Origin of the sequence: Nocardioides sp. LML1-1-1.1, assembly GCF_040676175.1 — a bacterium.
Classification (GTDB): Bacteria; Actinomycetota; Actinomycetes; order Propionibacteriales; family Nocardioidaceae; genus Nocardioides.
The window spans coordinates 1-15,648 of record NZ_JBEGHK010000007.1 but is presented as its reverse complement, the minus strand read 5'-3'; the positions used below and the strand labels follow the sequence as shown (position 1 = coordinate 15,648).

Here is a 15,648-nt window from a genome sequence, read left to right as displayed (position 1 = left end):
AGAACTCCATGACCCGCACCTCCCTGGCCCGGCCCGTCGGCGCCGTCACCTGTGGCCTCGCGCTCGCCGCGCTGCTCGTCGGCTGCGGCTCCGACGACGCCACCGGCACCGCACCCGCGGCGTCCGGCACCTCCGCCGCCGCGCCCGGCAACGGTGGCCCCGGTGGCGGCGGGATGCCCGGCACCTCCGGCCTGATCGCCGCGGTGGACGGGACGACCCTCCAGGTCCAGAACCAGATGACCGGCCAGGTCGCGGTCACCGTCACCGGCAGCACGAAGGTCACCGACCAGGCGGCGGCGACCCTCGCCGACGTCACCGCCGGCGCCTGCGTCGTGGTCCGTACGGCGGACAGCGGGTCCGCCTCCGCCGGCACCGACAGCGCCCCGACCGCGGTCACCGCGTCCTCCGTGGCGGTCTCGGCGGCGACCTCCGACGGCTGCGCGGGCGGTTTCGGCGGCGGTCCCGGCAACGGGCAGCGGCCGACGGGCCTGCCCACCGACATGCCCTCGGACCTGCCGACCGACCGGCCCTCCGACGGCCAGGGCCGGGGCGGGCGACCGGGTGGCTTCGGCACGGTCGGCGAGGTCAGGTCGGTCTCCGCCAGCGGGTTCGTGGTGGAGGGGCCGAACGGCGACGTCACCGTCACGGTCGGCTCCGCGACGACGTACACGAAGCAGGTGGCCTCGACCACGAAGGCGCTCACCGAGGGCCGCTGCGTGCGGGTCCAGGGCGATGCCGACGACACCGGTGCCGTGACGGCGTCGACCGTCCAGGTCAGCGACGCGGAGGACGGCCAGTGCGCGCGCTGATCAGGTCCCGCCGGGTCGCCCTGCCGCTGGCCGCGCTGGCGCTCGCCGGCACCGGGGTCGCGGCGTACGGCGCCGTCGGCGACGACGGCCCGAGCTATCGGACCGTCAGCGCCGGGATCGGCTCGGTCGAGCAGGAGCTCACCGTGTCCGGGACGATCGCGCCGAGCGGCAGCTCGGACCTCGCCTTCGGCACCGGCGGGACGGTCGCGCAGGTGAAGGTCGCCCAGGGCGACGAGGTCGGGCAGGGCGACGTGGTCGCCGTGCTCGACCGGGCTTCGCTGCGCGCCGCCGTCGACGAGGCGGGCTCGAGCCTGGCCTCGGCGAAGGCGCAGCTCGCCGAGGACCGGGACGCGCAGACCACCGCGGTCAGCACGGCCGCGACGACCACGACGACGAGCACCACCGCGCGGGCGACGACCGCCACGACGGCACCGAGGAAGCAGTCCGCCGACCCGCAGCTGGCATCCCAGCAGGACGCCGTGCTGAAGGCCCAGACCGCCGCCGGCACCACCCTCGCGGCCGCCGAGAAGGCGCTCGCGCAGCAGCAGACGGCCTGCGCCGACCCGGTCACCACGACCGGGCCGACGGCGAGCGCCACCCCCGCCGACGGTACGACGGACGCGCCCACCACCAGCGCCACGACGAGCGCCGTGCTCAGCGAGGAGTGCAGCGACGCGCTCACCGCCGTGCAGTCCGCCCAGACCGCCGCCGGCGCGGCGCAGAGTGCTCTGCAGAAGGCATTGACGACCCTCAGCGGCACACTGACGAAGGCGCTCGCCTCGACGCAGAGCCAGCCCACCGCGTCGGCACCTGCCGCGTCGGCGCCCGCTGCGTCCGCACCGGCCGCCTCCACGCCCAGCGCCGGCCGCGGCGTCACCGCTGCGACGCTCGCCCAGGACCAGGCCGCCATCGACCGCGCCGCGGCCGAGCTCGCTTCGGCGAAGGCGGACCTGGCCGGCGCCGTGGTCCGGGCTCCCGCCGACGGCACCGTGGTCTCGCTCGCGGTCGCGCAGGGCGATGACGTCTCCGCCGGCGACACCGTCGCCACCGTCGTCGCGCCGGGCCTGACCACCGTGACCGCCGAGGTGAGCGCCACCCAGGCGGCCCAGCTGAAGGCCGGCCTGGACGTGGAGGTCACCCCGGCCGGGGCGACGGAGGCCCTGCCGGGCGCGGTCGGCCGGGTCGAGCACGTGGCGACCAGCAGCACGACGAGCGACTCCGACCCGACGTACACCGTCGAGGTGGTGCTCGACGAGCGCGACCTCCAGCTCGCGGCCGGGATGCGTGCATCGGTGGCCGCCGTCGTCGGCTCTGCCCAGGACGTCGTCGTGGTGCCCGCCTCGGCCGTCAGCAACGGCACGGTCACGGTGGTGGAGAACGGCACCGCACGACGGGTGCGGGTCAGCACCGGCATCGTCGGCGCGACGGAGATCGAGGTGACCGACGGGCTCGCGAAGGGCGACGAGGTGGTGCTCGCCGACCTCGACGCGGACCTGCCCTCCGGCGACAGCACCCAACAGGGCCCGGGAGGCTTCGGGGGAGGTGGCTTCTCCGGCGGTGGCGCGCCGCCGTCAGGCTTCCGGATGCGCGGCTGACAAACCCCTGGCGCGAGGGCACCCCGGTGGGTCACCCTGCGGGAGTGAGCACGTGGACGAGCGCGGTGTGGTCCGGCGAGGAGTTCCTCGCCGGCCTGCGCGCCTTCGTCACCGCGGCGGTGGGCGAGCCGCTCGCGATCGAGCCGGTGGGGCGGCAGCCGTGGTCGGCGGTGTGGCGGGTGCGCACGGCCGCCGGGACGTCGTACGTCAAGCAGAACTGCCCCGGCCAGGCCCACGAGGCACGCCTCGTCGCCGAGCTCGCCCTCCTCGCGCCCGACCAGGTCGTGCCGGTGCTCGCCGCCGACCCGGAGCGCGACCTGCTGCTCACCGCCGACCTCGGGCCTACCCTGGCCGACCTCGGCCGGGCCGGAGACGTCGACACGTGGTGCCGGGTGGTGGCCGAGTCCGCCGCGCTGCAGCGACGCCTCGTCGCCACCGGGGTCACCACCCCGCTCGCCGTGCTGACCCCCTGCGACGCCTCGACGTACGTCGCCGACGCGGTCGGCCGCCTCGCCGCCCTCGCGCCCGACGACCCCCGGCGGCTCGACGCGGACGTCGCGCACCGGCTCGAGCGGCTGCTGCCCACGATCGACCACTGGGCCGACGAGGTCGAGGACCTCGACCTGCCGCTGACGCTGGTCCACAACGACCTGCACGCCGGCAACGTCGTGCCGCTCGACGGGACGCTGCGTTTCTTCGACTTCGGCGACGCCCTCGTCGCCGACCCGCTCGGCAACCTCCTGCTGCCGCTCGTCGCGGCCCAGCGCGAGCTGCGCGCTCCCGACGACGACCCCCGCCTGCGCCGGATCGCCGACGCCGGGCTCGAGGCGTGGAGCGACCTCGCGCCGATGCCCGCGCTCCGGGCCGCGCTGCCCGCCGCGCTCCAGCTCGGCCGGCTGGCGCGGGTGGAGTCCTGGCGACGTTGCGTCGCGTCGATGACCGACGCCGAGCGGGCCGACCTCGGCTGGGTGCCCGCGCGCTGGCTCGGGATGCTCCTCGACGATCCGCCCGTCGGCGCTACGCCGACCGCGGCGCGTACATGATCACCGCGACACCCACCAGGCAGACCAGGGCGCCGAGCACGTCGTACCGGTCGGGACGGAAGCCGTCGGCGACCATGCCCCACAGCAGCGAGCCCGCCACGAACACCCCGCCGTACGCCGCCAGGATCCGGCCGAAGTGCGCGTCCGGCTGCAGCGTCGCCACGAACCCGTAGGCCCCCAGCGCGATCACCCCGGCCCCGATCCACAGCCAGCCGCGGTGCTCGCGCACGCCCTGCCAGACCAGCCAGGCGCCACCGATCTCCGCGACCGCCGCGGCGAGGAAGAGGGCGGTCGAGCGCAGCGTGTCCATGGGGTGATCCTCCCAGAGGCGCGGCTCAGGGGGTCGGGACCAGGTCGGCGACCAACGCCGCGACCCGCTGCCGGATCTCGTCCCGGATCGGCCGGACGGCGTCGATGTCCTGCCCGGCAGGGTCGTCGAGCTGCCAGTCCTCGTAGCGCTTGCCGGGGAAGAACGGGCACGCGTCGCCGCAACCCATCGTGACCACGACGTCGGACTCCTGGACCGCCTCGGTGGTCAGCACCTGCGGGGTGGCGGAGGTGATGTCGATGCCCTCCTCGCGCATCGCCGCCACGGCGACCGGGTTGATCTCCGCCGCCGGCACCGAGCCCGCGGACAGCACGGTGACCCGGTCGCCCGCGAGGTGCCGCAGGTAGCCCGCGGCCATCTGGGAGCGGCCGGCGTTGTGCACGCAGACGAAGAGGACGGTCGGCTTGCCGGTCATGGGGTCTCCTCGGTGGTCGGATAGAGCAGCCGCACCAGTCCCAGCGCGAGGGCGCCTCCGGCGACCTGGGCGAGGAGGAACGGCGGGACGGAGCCGGGTGCGATGCCGGCGAACGTGTCGGAGAACATCCGGGCCACGGTGACGGCGGGGTTGGCGAAGCTGGTGGAGCTGGTGAACCAGTACGCCGCCGTGATGTAGCCCGCCACGGCGTAGGCGACCGTGTCCGTGCGGCCCGACCGGACACTGCCGAAGATGATCACCACCAGCCCGAGGGTCGCGACGACCTCGGCCAGCCAGAGGTGCCCACCGCTCCGCTCGGTGCCGGACAGCGAGACCGCGTCGAGGTCGAACATCAGGTTGGCGAGCACCACCCCGACCAGCCCGCCGACGACCTGGGCGACCACGAGGGCGGCGGCCGTGGTCGTGGAGAGGAGGCCGAGGGCGCGCTCCACGAGCGTGACGACCGGGTTGAACGCCGCCGACACCGGCTGCAGCGCGAGGATCAGCGCCACCAGTGCGGCACCCGTCACGAGGCTGTTCTCCAGCAGCTGCAGGCCGGTGTCACCGGGGGAGAGGCGGGAGGCGGCGATCCCGGAGCCGACGACGGCCATCACCAGGAACGCCGTACCGACCAGCTCGGCGGCGGCCCGGCGGCCGAGCTCAGCGTTCACCGGCGACCCCGCCGATGAGCGCGCCCAGGTCGGCCAGCGCGCTGCGCCGGATCGCGTAGTAGACCCACACGCCCCGCTTGCTGCGGTCGAGCAGGCCGACCTCGTGGAGGACCTTGAGGTGGTGGCTGATCGTCGGCTGGGAGAGGTCGAAGGCGTCGTTGAGGTCGCAGACGCAGGCCTCGCCGTCCGCGTGCGAGGCGACCAGCGACAGCAGCCGGAGCCGGACCGGGTCGGCCAGCGCCTTGAGCAGCGGCGCGATGCGCTCCGCCTGGTCGCTCGACAGCGGCTCCTGGGTGAGCGGCGAGCAGCAGGCCACGGCCTCCACGGGAGTGAGGACCGGCAAAGACTTAGACATACATCTATGTTGACATCCGTCTATGTCTGGGAGCAAGGTGGGCTCGCCAATACATCGACATCCATCGATATCCGAGGAGAAGCCCATGAACCGCGTCCAGCTCGCACTCAACGTCGAGGACCTCGACGCCTCGATCGCCTTCTACAGCCGGCTGTTCGGCACCGAGCCCGCCAAGGTCCGGCCCGGCTACGCCAACTTCGCCATCGCCGAGCCGCCCCTCAAGCTGGTGCTGATGGAGAGCCCCGGCCGGGGCGGCTCGCTCAACCACCTCGGCGTCGAGGTCGGGGACGTGGCGGCCGTCGACGCGACCCAGATCCGCCTGTCCGCCGAGGGACTCGCCTCGGCCGACGAGCGGGGCACGACCTGCTGCTACGCGACCCAGGACAAGTTCTGGGTCGAGGGCGCACCCGACGGCGAGCGGTGGGAGGTCTACACCGTGCTCGCCGACAGCCCGACGTTCGACGCGGTGGGCGACGACGGCGCGGTCTGCTGTGGCGCGTAGGTCCGGCCGCACTAGGGTGGGCGCGCACAGGGGGCGGTAGCTCAGTCGGTCAGAGCAGAGGACTCATAATCCTTGGGTCGTGGGTTCGAGCCCCACCCGCCCTACATGTTCGCGGTTTCGCGCCGCCTAGAACCGCTCGCGTAGCAGGCGCACGCCGGTTCGACTCTCCCATTTCCTGATTCGCTTACCGACCGGCCAATGTTCGACCCGCCTACGGTCCAAGCCCACCCGCAATTGAGCCTCTACCTCCTTTGCCCCGACATAGATCCCGGTCTCGGTCGTAAGCATGTAAGCCAGCGCTTGCACCGCGTCGTGACCATTGCAGAAGGTGAGCAGGCGGCACGCACTACATCCCTCTGATGTGTGAGGGCACGAGACGATGCCGGGACTGGCCGCTAGAACGCCTTGAACTTCATCGCGCGTCCAGCCGATCACGCCGCCCATGGCGTTCGCAACTAGGTCTAGCGTCAAGTTCGTGGCTGACGGGAGCTGTGCTCGCAGGTCGTCAGGGCGTGCCACCCGTCGATGCCCGGAATGTGGATCGGTAAATCTCACGCGCAAGGCGCATGACCTAGCGGCGTCCCTGACGACGCTGCACATCGCTGCCAGATTCAACGCGCGCTCTAGCGTTCGCTCGGCTACGGACTCGATGGCTGATAACTCGTAATGGACGGCGCTGAGAAAATCGATGGCCACTCGGTCAAAAGCATCCAGCGAAAAGAGAAGGTCTGCTTCGAGGTCTCGATGACATGTGACCGCTAAGTCGTGCATGCCCTTCCGATTATCGGGGGTGTCATTGTCGCAATCCATCAGGAAGAACATTTTCTGATCAAATCCACTGCCTACGAGCCCGTCGTAGGCTTCAAGGAGCACAGACTTGCCGTGCGCAGGCACAATTCTCACCGTGGGTGCGAGGATATGCATCAGAGCTCGTCTGTCAGTATGGCCTTCGACGATTAGAATACTGTGAGACGCGGGCAGGGCTCGCGCCATCTGCTTAAGGCTCTGGCCGAATCCACCAGTCGGGAATCGGAGGTTCATCGGGCCAGGTCGTCAAGCGACCGCTCCAACTCGGAGTGATTTGCAAGAATCACGGGTGAATGAGTGGCCATCAAGAACTGGAGGCCCGACGCGGAACCCATTTGCGAAAGATCTTCGATAAGCGTATCTTGCCACAACACGTGAAGAGAGATTTCGGGCTCGTCGATTATGACGAGCGTATTTGGCGCGGTTCGGAACAGGATTTCGTATGCCATCACGGCCATCTGCTGCTCGCCGGAGCTCAGGTCCCCCGGTGCGATGCTCCCACCCTCGGAGAGATCAATCCTGACGCCGAGGCGCCGGTTAAGAGTTATTGATTTGGGAGCGAATCGGCGATCAAGAAACTCTTTGTAGGTCGTAAGGCGAAGGGCGAGGTCCCCGAGAACGCCGAGCTTTTTGAGATTCGCCTCCATGATTCGCGCTACGACAGCGCGTACGCGGGGATCCTCAAGGTCAGATGGCTCAATCTTGGGGTCGTAACGCTCGGCGCGGTCGAGAAGGCCCACTGAACGCAGTCGCTCTCGCTCGATATCCACGTCTTTGACCAATTTGGACACGCGGCTTTGGCTGACGCTTTTTGACTGGCGCATAGCGTCGACCACGTCGCGTGGAAACGTGCGGTCGTGCTCCTGCGAAACTCGCGCGTACTTGGAATCTGCGTCTTGAATTCTAGATGCGATATCCGAACTTGCGTGGTCGATAGAGCGACGAGCGCCACTTCGGGACGATCCGCGTCGCGGCCCAGGTGGTCGGCGAGACGTGCTCGAAAGCACGCCCGGGCGCTGAGGCTCGACGATTAGGCGCTGGTCGGAGATGAACAATACGGCAAACTGGCTCTGCAGATCCTTGAACCAGTCCGGTGGTGGCATTCGGCGGGGCTTCGAACTCAAGTCTCGCAGTCGGTCCCGAACCTCCGCAAATTCCGAGTAGGTCACTCGCTCCGGAGCGTGACGCATGAATTCTGTCATGAAGTCTTCGACGTCGTCGGGAAATTCGTTGATGATTTCTCGTGCCCACTGTGGAAGTGTTTGAAGTTGAGAGTCCCAGCTGATATCGATGAGTGTGCTGTGTTCGCCCCAGGTTAGCGCGAGAGTTTGAGTTTTGCGGTCTCGGACCAGACTAAAGGGATGTGTCGACTCAAAGTCGATGCGAAGTGCATTCAAAGGTGCGTTAGCGAGAGTATCAATATCCGCTCGGGCGATGGCGTTGATCAGTCGCAAGATTGTTGACTTTCCCGTGCCATTCGAACCGGTGAGGACGGTAGGTCTCGTCGAGTCGAGGTTGATCGTGTAGTCGTGACTACCGAAGAGTCCTTCAACAACGACGGCGCGTAGGCGCTCACTGGTACTCATGGCGCACAGCCTAGAGCGTGGTCAGTCTTGCCAGGCACAAACGACCTTACGTATCGTGCCTAGTTCGCGGCGGCCGCGCCGAACTCCATGTCGTCGGGGTGGGCGACGATGCACAGCGCCCGCTCCCAGTCCTCGGTGAGCGGCTCCAGCGGCTCCGGCTGCGTCATCCCCCGAGGATGTCAGACTCCGAGCGCCACGAGGAGGGTGCCGAGGGCGAGCAGCACGAAGGTGCCGCCGTGGAGCAGGATCGCGAGCGAGGGGATCTGCTTCTCCGCGACCCGGATCTCGGCGGGGTCACCGGGCTCGAGGACGCCCTGGTTGCGGGCGGGCCGGTCGACGTAGGCGCTGCCGCGCATCGTCTTGACCCCCATCACCGCGCCGCCGCTGGCGGTGAGGAGCAGCGCCACGAAGGTGGCCCACGCGAAGCCGGTGCGGTCGCTCACCATGAAGCCGACCCAGATCGCGAGCGTCACGACGGCGGCGAGCGGGTGCACGAAGGCCACCAGGTCGGGGATCCGGGTCGCGCGGGCGTTGCTCGACCACTGGCCCGCTCCCAGCACCGATCCGTACATGTAGCTGCCCACCAGGAGCTGGAACACGAAGAGGAAGGTGACGAGGACGGCCATACGCCGAGCGGTACCCGGCCCGGGTCACCTCACCCGTTCCAGCAGGCCCACGGCGTCGTGCGGCGCGTGCCCCTCGGCGTCGTTGTCGAAGTAGACGAAGACGTCGGCGACCTCGGACCACGCCCGGCAGCGCTCGGCCCACCGGTCGAGCGCGGCCGGCGAGTAGCCGGAGTGGTAGAGCCGGGGCGAGCCGTGCAGCCGCACGTGCACCACGTCGCTGGTCACCGCGTCCGCCTCGGGCCACTTCCCGCCGGTGTCCGCCACGACGCAGCCGATGTCGTGCTCGCGCATCTGCTCCAGCGCCGCGTCGGTGCAGAAGCCGGGGTCGCGGAACTCCAGCACGTGGCGCACCGCCCCCTCCACCTCGTACGTCGTCACGGCCCGGTCCTCGGCCAGCCGCTCGTCGTGGCGCGCGGCCAGCGCGGCCGCCTGCGCATGGGTGCGCGGCAGCAGGTCGTAGAAGTCGCGCATCAGCGCGGCGTCGTAGCGCAGCGTCTCGGGCAGCTGCCACAGGACCGGGCCGAGCTGGGGGCCGAGCGCCAGCACGCCGGAGGCGAAGAAGTTGGCCAGCGGCGCCTCGACGTCGCGCAGCCGCTTGAGGTGGGTGATGAAGCGTCCGCCCTTCACCGCGAGCACGAAGTCGTCGGGCGTGGCCTCCCGCCAGCTCCGGTACGACGAGGGCCGCTGCAGCGAGTAGAACGAGCCGTTGACCTCGACCGAGGTCAGCCGGCGGGAGAGGTGCTCGAGCTCCCGGCGGCGCGGCAGCCCCGCCGGGTAGAAGTCGCCGCGCCAGCCGTCGTACGACCACCCCGACGTGCCGACCCGGATCTCGCCCATGGCGGGGCGGTGCCCGGGAGGAGGGAAAAGCACACCACCCCGGCCGGGCTCACGCGAGCCGGCCGGGGCGGTGTGATGAGTGGGGTCAGCGCCAGACGACCGGCTTGCCGTCGAACTGGTCGTAGCCGGCGTCGTCGGCGCCGCCGCTGAACTGCACGCCGTCGACGACCGAGCCCTTGGTGGCGAGCGCGGGGACGCAGCCCTTCGCGGTGTCACCGGCCTTGGCGTCGTACTCGAAGCCGTTGTCGTTGTCGCACGGCGCGAAGTCACCGATGACGATCAGGCTGCCGGCCTTGGTCTCACCGGTGAGACCGTCGAAGTCGCTGCCGGGCGTGTAGCCGCCGAAGCCCTCCGGGCCGGTGGACAGGATCTTCATGTCGAGCTGGATGTAGAAGGGCGTGTAGTCGGCGGCCTTCTTGACCTTCGCGGCCTCCAGGTCGGCGCTGGTGCCCTGCTTGATGCCGGTCACGGTCACCTCGACGGTGGCGGTGCCGTCGGTGCCGTAGGTCAGCGGCAGCACGGCCTTGTCGCCGATCTTCAGCTCGGTGCCGGGGGCGGTCACGTCGCCGACGGGCGCGGTGCCCTCCGTCTCGGTGCTGGCCGACTCGGTGGCCTCGGAGGTCTCCTCCGTGGGGGTCTCGCTGGCCGAGTCCGAGGTGGTCGCCTCGGTGGTCGGGTCGTCCGACGCGGTCGGCTCGTCGTCGTTGCACGCGCTGAGCGCGAGGACGGCGAGGAGGGCGGTGGGCAGGGCGAGCTTGACGGACATGGGTTCCTCTCCCGGGGTGACTGAGGTCGAGGGGTTGTTTCCCCGCACCGGTGCGTCCACACCTCTCCTTCCGTGATGTGGCCCATGCCACCCGTACGCTGCGGTGCGTGATCAAGTACCTCGGCTCCAAGCGGACGCTGGTGCCGGCGCTGGGGGAGATCGCGGTCGCGGCCGGGGCCCGCACGGCCGTCGACCTGTTCACCGGTACGACGCGGGTGGCTCAGGAGCTCAAGCGCCGGGGGCTGTTCGTGACGGCGGCCGACCTGGCGTCGTACTCGGCGGTGCTGGGGGAGTGCTACGTCGCCACCGACGCCGACACCGTCGACCTGGCCGCGCTCGACGCCGAGCTCGCGCGGCTGGCCGCGCTGCCCGGGCGGCGCGGCTACTTCACGGAGACCTTCTGCGAGCGCGCCAGGTTCTTCCAGCCCCGCAACGGCGAGCGGGTCGACGCGGTGCGCGACGCCATCGAGCGCGACCACCCGCCCGGCAGCCCGCTGCGGGCCCTGCTGCTCACCAGCCTGATGCTCGCCGCCGACCGGGTCGACTCCACGACCGGCGTGCAGATGGCCTACCTCAAGGACTGGGCGCCGCGCTCCTTCGGCGAGCTCGACCTGCGCCGTCCCGCACTGCTGGCTGGTCCGGGCGCGACGGTGACCGGTGACGTGCTCGCCACGGTGGACGCGCTGCCGCCCGTCGACCTCGCCTACGTCGACCCGCCGTACAACCAGCACCGCTACTTCGCGAACTACCACATCTGGGAGACCCTGGTCCGCTGGGACGCCCCCGAGCACTACGGCGTCGCCTGCAAGCGGGTGGACGTGCGCGATCGCCGCAGCGTGTTCAACAGCCGGCGCACCATGCCGGGTGCGCTGGCCGACGTGCTCGCCCGCCTGCGCGCCGAGGTCGTGGTGGTGTCCTACAACGACGAGTCGTGGATCAGCGCGGAGGAGATGACCACCTCGCTGCGCGACGCCGGCCACCGCGAGGTCGCCGTGCTCGCCTTCGACCGCAAGCGGTACGTCGGCGCCCAGATCGGCATCCACGGCCCCACCGGCCAGCGGGTCGGTGAGGTGGGCCGGCTGCGCAACGTGGAGTACGTCTTCGTCGCCGGTGACCCCGACCGGGTCGAGGCGGCCGCCGCGGCCGGGACCGGCGCTACGGCCGGCGAGCCGATGCGCCTGCGATGAGCAGGCGCTCGCCGCGCTGGACCAGGCGCAGCGTGATGTCCTCGGTCCGTCGTACGCCGCCGGGCAGGGAGTAGCGGTAGGTGTAGCTCACCGACATCGCCTCCGGGTCGGGTGTGACGGCGAGGACCTCGGGGTCGTCGATGGCCGTCCAGACCTCGCGGTAGCGCGGGCTCTGCTGCTGGTAGTCGCGGGTCAGCAGCGTGAAGCCGCGCCCGGGGTCGGCACTGGCGATCCGCACGTAGTCGCGGGCGAAGCGCTCCAGCTCCGCGGCACCCACCGGCTCCGCCGACCGGGTCGCGCTGGGCTGCCCGCGCGGCGTCGGCGTCGCGCTGGTGCGGGGCTCCTCGGTGCGCGGGCCGCGCTCCGGCTCCTCGGAGCCGGTGAAGAGCAGCGCCGCGCCGAGCAGGCCGAGCCCGACGATGACCGCCGCGCCGGCGATCGCCAGCACCGGGCCGGACGGGCGCCGCGCGGGGGCCGCCGGCACCACCCGGGCGCGCAGGTAGTCCGCCGTCTCCGCCATCGTCGGCCGCTCGCGCGGGTCCGCGACCAGGGCCAGCTCGATGAGCGGTGCCAGCCAGCCGGTGCCGCGCGTCCCGCTCGGCGCGGCCGATCCGGTGGTGACGTAGCCCAGCACCGCGGCCAGGGCCCACACGTCGTCGGCCTGCGGGTGCGGGCGCAGGCCGGCGCTCGGGTCGGGGGCGGCGTACGACGGGTCGGGCGCCAGGTCGGTGCGGTCCACCAGCGAGCCCCGGCCCTCGTCGTCCACCCGGACGGCCGCGGGCGAGACCGCGCCGTGCGCCCGGCCCTGTGCGTGCAGCGCCGCCAGCGCGTCCGCGACCGGCAGCAGCAGTCGCGCCGCGTCGTCCGGGGACAGCACGCCCCGGGTGCGGACCCGGTCGGTGAGCCGGGCGTCGTACGCGCTCACCGGGCCAAGGTAGTCCTAGGAAACGTCTCCGGCCCCGGAGATGAGCAGCTTGCCGCCCTCCCGGACGAGGTGGAGGGTGACGGTCTCGGTGCGCTTGCCCTGCTTCGCGAAGTGGTAGCTGTAGGTGTAGGTCACCGTCATCGCGGCGGGGTCGGCGCTGATGTCGAGGATCTTCGGCTTGCTCATCTGGCCCCAGAAGTCGGCGTACTTCGGGCTGGTGCGCTGGTAGGCCGGCGTCAGCATCGAGAAGCCCGCGTCCGGGTCCGTGCTGGCGGTGCGCACGTAGTCCTCGGCGAAGGTCTGCAGGTCCGCGGCGGTCGGCGCCTTGTCGGCCGCCGCCGGCGTGGTCGACCTCGTCACCGGCGGCCGGCTCCCCGCCGTCGGGTCGGTGCCGTCGTCGCCACCCTGGAGCGCGAGCACCGCCACGAGGGCGAGCGCCGCCGCCACACCCAGGCCGGCGGCCGCGACGCGCACCGGGAACCGTCGTACCGGCCTCCGGGCCGGCGGCGGAGGCGGAGGCGGCGGTGGGAAGGCCGGCATCGGCGCCATCGCCATCGTCTGCTCCGCGAGGCCGCCCCGCAGCTCCAGCGCGTCGCGGACCGCGGCCATGGTCGGGCGCTGCGCGGGGTCGCGGGCCATCGTCGCGGCGAGCAGCGGCGCCAGCCAGCCCGCCTCCGCCACCAGCGGCGGATCCTCGTGGACGATCCGGTAGACCACCGAGAGCGGACCGTTGTCGGCCTCGTCACGGTGGTACGGCGGCCGCCCGGTCAGCAGGTGCACCAGGGTCGCGCCGAGCGCCCACACGTCGCTGGCGGGGGTGGCCTGCTCGCCGGTCGCGACCTCGGGGGCGAGGTACGCCGGGGAGCCGGTGATCAGCCCGGTGCGGGTGAGCGTGGCGTCGTCGGTGCTGCGGGCGATCCCGAAGTCGGTGAGCTTCGCGCCACCCTCGCCGGGGGCGAGGATGTTGGAGGGCTTGATGTCGCGGTGGACGATCCCCAGCGCGTGCGCCTGGGCGAGCGCGTCGGCCACCGGGGCCAGCAGCCGCGCCGCGTCGTCGGCGGACAGGGCCCCCGCCTCGCGGACCACCGCGGAGAGCGCCGGGCCGTCGACGTGCTCCATGACGAGCCAGGTGCCCTCGTCGTCGGTGACCAGGTCGTAGACCGCCACCACGTGCGGGTGCGCGACCTGGGCGGCCAGCTTGGCCTCCCGCTCGGCGCGCACGCCCTGCTGGTCGAGCCCGGCGGTCGCGACGGTGCGCTTGACCGCGACGGGTCGGTCCAGCACCTCGTCGTGCGCGAGCCACACGGCTCCGCTCGCACCCTGGCCGATGGCGCGCCGGAGCGTGTAGCGGCCCCCCACTGATCGCTCGTTCATGGTTCTTGCAAGGTACCCGCGTCGCCCCACGTGAACCCATTGCTCGCGGGTGTGATGGATGCGGCACTCTTGGACGCGGGAAACTCCCAGCACCACCTGAACCGAAAGGTACGACGTGTCCGTCGACCCCACCCTCCTCGACGATCTCGCGTGGCGCGGCCTCCTGGCCGAGTCCACCGACCGCGACGCCCTGCGCGCGGCGCTCTCCGAGGGCAGTGTCCGGTTCTATGTGGGCTTCGACCCCACCGCCCCGAGCCTGCACATGGGCAACCTCGTGCAGATCGTCACCGCCATGCGCCTGCAACGGGGCGGGCACACGCCGTACGCCCTGGTGGGGGGCGCGACCGGCATGATCGGCGACCCCCGCGACTCCGGCGAGCGCACGCTCAACTCCCTCGACACGGTCCAGGAGTGGACCGCGCGGGTCCGCGGCCAGATCGAGCCGTTCCTGTCGTTCGATGGTGAGAACGCCGCGACGATGGTCAACAACCACGACTGGACCGAGGGCCTGTCGGTGATCGACTTCCTGCGCGACATCGGCAAGCACTTCCCGGTCAACCGGATGCTGGCGCGGGAGACGGTCAAGCGGCGCCTGGAGTCGGGCATCAGCTACACCGAGTTCTCCTACGTGCTGCTCCAGTCGATGGACTTCCTCACCCTCTTCCGCGAGCACGGCGTCACCCTCCAGTTCGGCGGCTCCGACCAGTGGGGCAACCTCACCGGCGGCGTCGAGCTGATCCGCCGGGCCGAGGGCGGCCACGCGCACGCCTTCGCCACGCCGCTGATCACCAAGGCCGACGGCACCAAGTACGGCAAGACCGAGGGCGGGGCGCTCTGGCTCGACCCGGAGCTGATGGCGCCGTACGCCTTCCACCAGTTCTGGCTCAACGTCGAGGACGAGAAGGTCGGCGAGCTGCTGCGCGTCTTCACCTTCCTCCCGCGCGAGGAGATCGAGGCACTGGAGGCACGGCACGCGGAGAAGCCCTTCCTGCGGGAGGCGCAGAAGGTGCTCGCCGACGAGGTCACCACGCTGGTCCACGGCGCCGCCGAGACCGAGAACGCCAAGAACGCGGCGGCGGCGCTCTTCGGCGGGGGAGACGTCACCGCCCTGTCGGCCGCCACCGTGGAGGCCGCGCTCGGCGAGGCGGGCGCCTACGACGTCGACGGCTCGGCCGGCCTGCCGGACATCGTCGAGCTGCTGACGCTCACCGGGCTCGCGGCGTCCAAGGGGGAGGCGCGTCGTACGGTCACCGAGGGGGGCGCCTACGTCAACAACGTGCGGGTCGACGACCCCGCGCACGTGCCCGCCGCCGAGGACCTGATCGCCTCCTCGTGGCTGGTCCTGCGGCGCGGCAAGAAGCGCTTCGCAGGCGTGCGGGTGCGCTGATCGCGGCCCTCCTTGGAGGGTCGGTCGCGCCGCTGAGAAGCACGATCGGAACGGTGTGGCCCGGGTCACGTCGTTCCGATTTGTGCTTCTGCGGGGGAGTGCGTAATGTTCTCTGTGTCGCCGGGTGCGGCGGGAAGCAAGACGGCGGTCAGCCGGAGGGCTTCCGGCCCCGCGACCACAGCTTCGGACCAAGGTTCGAGTGCTGGTCGGAAAAGCAAGCCTTGCAGGTTTGGCACGGACCAGGACGAACGACTAAGGTTTCGCAGCGCACATCAGCTCGAAGATGATCCGGCAACGGTGAGCTTCGAAGCGTGTGATGTTTGAGAACTCAACAGTGTGTCATGCATAGATTGTTTGTGACGTTTGTGTGCATTCGATCGTGGCCATCTTTTGGTGGTTGTGGTTGGTGCTTGTCAATGAAATGATTCTGTGGAC

General features: G+C 71.0%; 17 protein-coding genes and 1 tRNA gene. 7 read left to right on the top strand and 11 right to left on the bottom strand.

What is annotated here, in order from left to right:
- Positions 1 to 8: 8 nt before the first annotated feature.
- From MRBLML1_RS21110 to MRBLML1_RS21100, 3 genes are read left to right on the top strand one after another with little or no spacing between them, the layout of a single operon-like run.
- Positions 9 to 809: a DUF5666 domain-containing protein gene (locus MRBLML1_RS21110; RefSeq protein WP_364519781.1), complete on the top strand. Its 801-nt coding sequence runs from the start codon at positions 9 to 11 to the stop codon at positions 807 to 809.
- Positions 797 to 2,404 (top strand): efflux RND transporter periplasmic adaptor subunit, encoded by a 1,608-nt coding sequence (locus MRBLML1_RS21105; RefSeq protein WP_364519779.1) that lies wholly within the window; start codon positions 797 to 799, stop codon positions 2,402 to 2,404. Before MRBLML1_RS21110 ends, MRBLML1_RS21105 begins: the two co-directional genes overlap by 13 nt.
- 44 nt (positions 2,405 to 2,448) lie before the next feature.
- Positions 2,449 to 3,447 carry a phosphotransferase gene (locus tag MRBLML1_RS21100; protein WP_364519777.1) on the top strand — a complete coding sequence of 333 codons (999 nt, stop codon included), beginning with the start codon at positions 2,449 to 2,451 and terminating at the stop codon, positions 3,445 to 3,447.
- Here MRBLML1_RS21100 and MRBLML1_RS21095 read toward each other — a convergent pair.
- The 4 genes from MRBLML1_RS21095 to MRBLML1_RS21080 are packed head-to-tail and all read right to left on the bottom strand — an operon-like array spanning position 3,422 to position 5,216.
- The gene (locus MRBLML1_RS21095; RefSeq protein ID WP_364519775.1) at positions 3,422 to 3,757 is read right to left on the bottom strand and encodes a YnfA family protein; all 336 of its coding nucleotides are present in this window, start codon (positions 3,755 to 3,757) and stop codon (positions 3,422 to 3,424) included. The genes MRBLML1_RS21100 and MRBLML1_RS21095 overlap by 26 nt on opposite strands.
- A 25-nt stretch (positions 3,758 to 3,782) precedes the next feature.
- Positions 3,783 to 4,190, bottom strand: a complete 408-nt coding sequence (locus MRBLML1_RS21090; protein WP_364519773.1) for an arsenate reductase ArsC — start codon at positions 4,188 to 4,190, stop codon at positions 3,783 to 3,785.
- Positions 4,187 to 4,861, bottom strand: a complete 675-nt coding sequence (locus tag MRBLML1_RS21085) for an aquaporin (protein ID WP_364519770.1) — start codon at positions 4,859 to 4,861, stop codon at positions 4,187 to 4,189. Before MRBLML1_RS21085 ends, MRBLML1_RS21090 begins: the two co-directional genes overlap by 4 nt.
- Positions 4,851 to 5,216, bottom strand: coding sequence for a metalloregulator ArsR/SmtB family transcription factor (locus tag MRBLML1_RS21080; RefSeq protein ID WP_364519768.1), 366 nt, complete (start codon positions 5,214 to 5,216; stop codon positions 4,851 to 4,853). The genes MRBLML1_RS21085 and MRBLML1_RS21080 overlap by 11 nt, the downstream gene beginning before the upstream one ends.
- Positions 5,217 to 5,301: 85 nt before the next feature.
- On the opposite strand from MRBLML1_RS21080, the gene MRBLML1_RS21075 reads away from it, so the two are divergent.
- Complete coding sequence (locus MRBLML1_RS21075) at positions 5,302 to 5,718, top strand: ArsI/CadI family heavy metal resistance metalloenzyme (RefSeq protein ID WP_364519766.1); 417 nt, start codon at positions 5,302 to 5,304, stop codon at positions 5,716 to 5,718.
- A gap of 30 nt (positions 5,719 to 5,748) precedes the next feature.
- Positions 5,749 to 5,822 (top strand) — tRNA-Ile (locus MRBLML1_RS21070).
- Positions 5,823 to 5,844: 22 nt separating this feature from the next.
- Here the strand turns inward: MRBLML1_RS21070 and MRBLML1_RS21065 are convergent.
- The 5 genes from MRBLML1_RS21065 to MRBLML1_RS21045 all read right to left on the bottom strand — a co-directional run bounded on the left by MRBLML1_RS21065 (position 5,845) and on the right by MRBLML1_RS21045 (position 10,340).
- On the bottom strand, positions 5,845 to 6,711 hold the full coding sequence (locus tag MRBLML1_RS21065) for a hypothetical protein (RefSeq protein WP_364519764.1): 867 nt from the start codon (positions 6,709 to 6,711) through the stop codon (positions 5,845 to 5,847).
- Positions 6,712 to 6,755: 44 nt separating this feature from the next.
- Positions 6,756 to 8,111, bottom strand: coding sequence for an AAA family ATPase (locus MRBLML1_RS21060; RefSeq protein WP_364519762.1), 1,356 nt, complete (start codon positions 8,109 to 8,111; stop codon positions 6,756 to 6,758).
- A gap of 179 nt (positions 8,112 to 8,290) precedes the next feature.
- Complete coding sequence (locus tag MRBLML1_RS21055; RefSeq protein WP_364519760.1) at positions 8,291 to 8,737, bottom strand: hypothetical protein; 447 nt, start codon at positions 8,735 to 8,737, stop codon at positions 8,291 to 8,293.
- A 24-nt stretch (positions 8,738 to 8,761) separates the two neighbouring features.
- Positions 8,762 to 9,574, bottom strand: coding sequence for a DUF72 domain-containing protein (locus tag MRBLML1_RS21050; protein ID WP_364519758.1), 813 nt, complete (start codon positions 9,572 to 9,574; stop codon positions 8,762 to 8,764).
- An 85-nt stretch (positions 9,575 to 9,659) separates the two neighbouring features.
- On the bottom strand, positions 9,660 to 10,340 hold the full coding sequence (locus MRBLML1_RS21045; protein ID WP_364519756.1) for a hypothetical protein: 681 nt from the start codon (positions 10,338 to 10,340) through the stop codon (positions 9,660 to 9,662).
- Between the two features lie 107 nt (positions 10,341 to 10,447).
- On the opposite strand from MRBLML1_RS21045, the gene MRBLML1_RS21040 reads away from it, so the two are divergent.
- Positions 10,448 to 11,527 (top strand): DNA adenine methylase, encoded by a 1,080-nt coding sequence (locus MRBLML1_RS21040; RefSeq protein ID WP_364519754.1) that lies wholly within the window; start codon positions 10,448 to 10,450, stop codon positions 11,525 to 11,527.
- Here MRBLML1_RS21040 and MRBLML1_RS21035 read toward each other — a convergent pair.
- Positions 11,496 to 12,452 carry a hypothetical protein gene (locus MRBLML1_RS21035; RefSeq protein ID WP_364519752.1) on the bottom strand — a complete coding sequence of 319 codons (957 nt, stop codon included), beginning with the start codon at positions 12,450 to 12,452 and terminating at the stop codon, positions 11,496 to 11,498. The genes MRBLML1_RS21040 and MRBLML1_RS21035 overlap by 32 nt on opposite strands.
- Before the next feature lie 15 nt (positions 12,453 to 12,467).
- Complete coding sequence (locus MRBLML1_RS21030) at positions 12,468 to 13,826, bottom strand: serine/threonine-protein kinase (RefSeq protein ID WP_364519750.1); 1,359 nt, start codon at positions 13,824 to 13,826, stop codon at positions 12,468 to 12,470.
- Between the two features lie 115 nt (positions 13,827 to 13,941).
- On the opposite strand from MRBLML1_RS21030, the gene tyrS reads away from it, so the two are divergent.
- Positions 13,942 to 15,213 (top strand): tyrosine--tRNA ligase, encoded by a 1,272-nt coding sequence (gene tyrS / locus MRBLML1_RS21025; protein ID WP_364519748.1) that lies wholly within the window; start codon positions 13,942 to 13,944, stop codon positions 15,211 to 15,213.
- Positions 15,214 to 15,648 lie beyond the last annotated feature (435 nt).

Bases quoted from the DNA above. Each gene is read 5' to 3' on its own strand.
- MRBLML1_RS21110 (WP_364519781.1), top strand. From the start codon at position 9: ATGACCCGCACCTCCCTGGCCCGGCCCGTCGGCGCCGTCACCTGTGGC.
- MRBLML1_RS21095 (WP_364519775.1), bottom strand. From the start codon at position 3,757: ATGGACACGCTGCGCTCGACCGCCCTCTTCCTCGCCGCGGCGGTCGCG.
- MRBLML1_RS21090 (WP_364519773.1), bottom strand. From the start codon at position 4,190: ATGACCGGCAAGCCGACCGTCCTCTTCGTCTGCGTGCACAACGCCGGC.
- MRBLML1_RS21080 (WP_364519768.1), bottom strand. From the start codon at position 5,216: ATGTCTAAGTCTTTGCCGGTCCTCACTCCCGTGGAGGCCGTGGCCTGC.
- MRBLML1_RS21075 (WP_364519766.1), top strand. From the start codon at position 5,302: ATGAACCGCGTCCAGCTCGCACTCAACGTCGAGGACCTCGACGCCTCG.
- MRBLML1_RS21065 (WP_364519764.1), bottom strand. From the start codon at position 6,711: ATGGCGCGAGCCCTGCCCGCGTCTCACAGTATTCTAATCGTCGAAGGC.
- MRBLML1_RS21060 (WP_364519762.1), bottom strand. From the start codon at position 8,111: ATGAGTACCAGTGAGCGCCTACGCGCCGTCGTTGTTGAAGGACTCTTC.
- MRBLML1_RS21055 (WP_364519760.1), bottom strand. From the start codon at position 8,737: ATGGCCGTCCTCGTCACCTTCCTCTTCGTGTTCCAGCTCCTGGTGGGC.
- MRBLML1_RS21050 (WP_364519758.1), bottom strand. From the start codon at position 9,574: ATGGGCGAGATCCGGGTCGGCACGTCGGGGTGGTCGTACGACGGCTGG.
- MRBLML1_RS21045 (WP_364519756.1), bottom strand. From the start codon at position 10,340: ATGTCCGTCAAGCTCGCCCTGCCCACCGCCCTCCTCGCCGTCCTCGCG.
- MRBLML1_RS21030 (WP_364519750.1), bottom strand. From the start codon at position 13,826: ATGAACGAGCGATCAGTGGGGGGCCGCTACACGCTCCGGCGCGCCATC.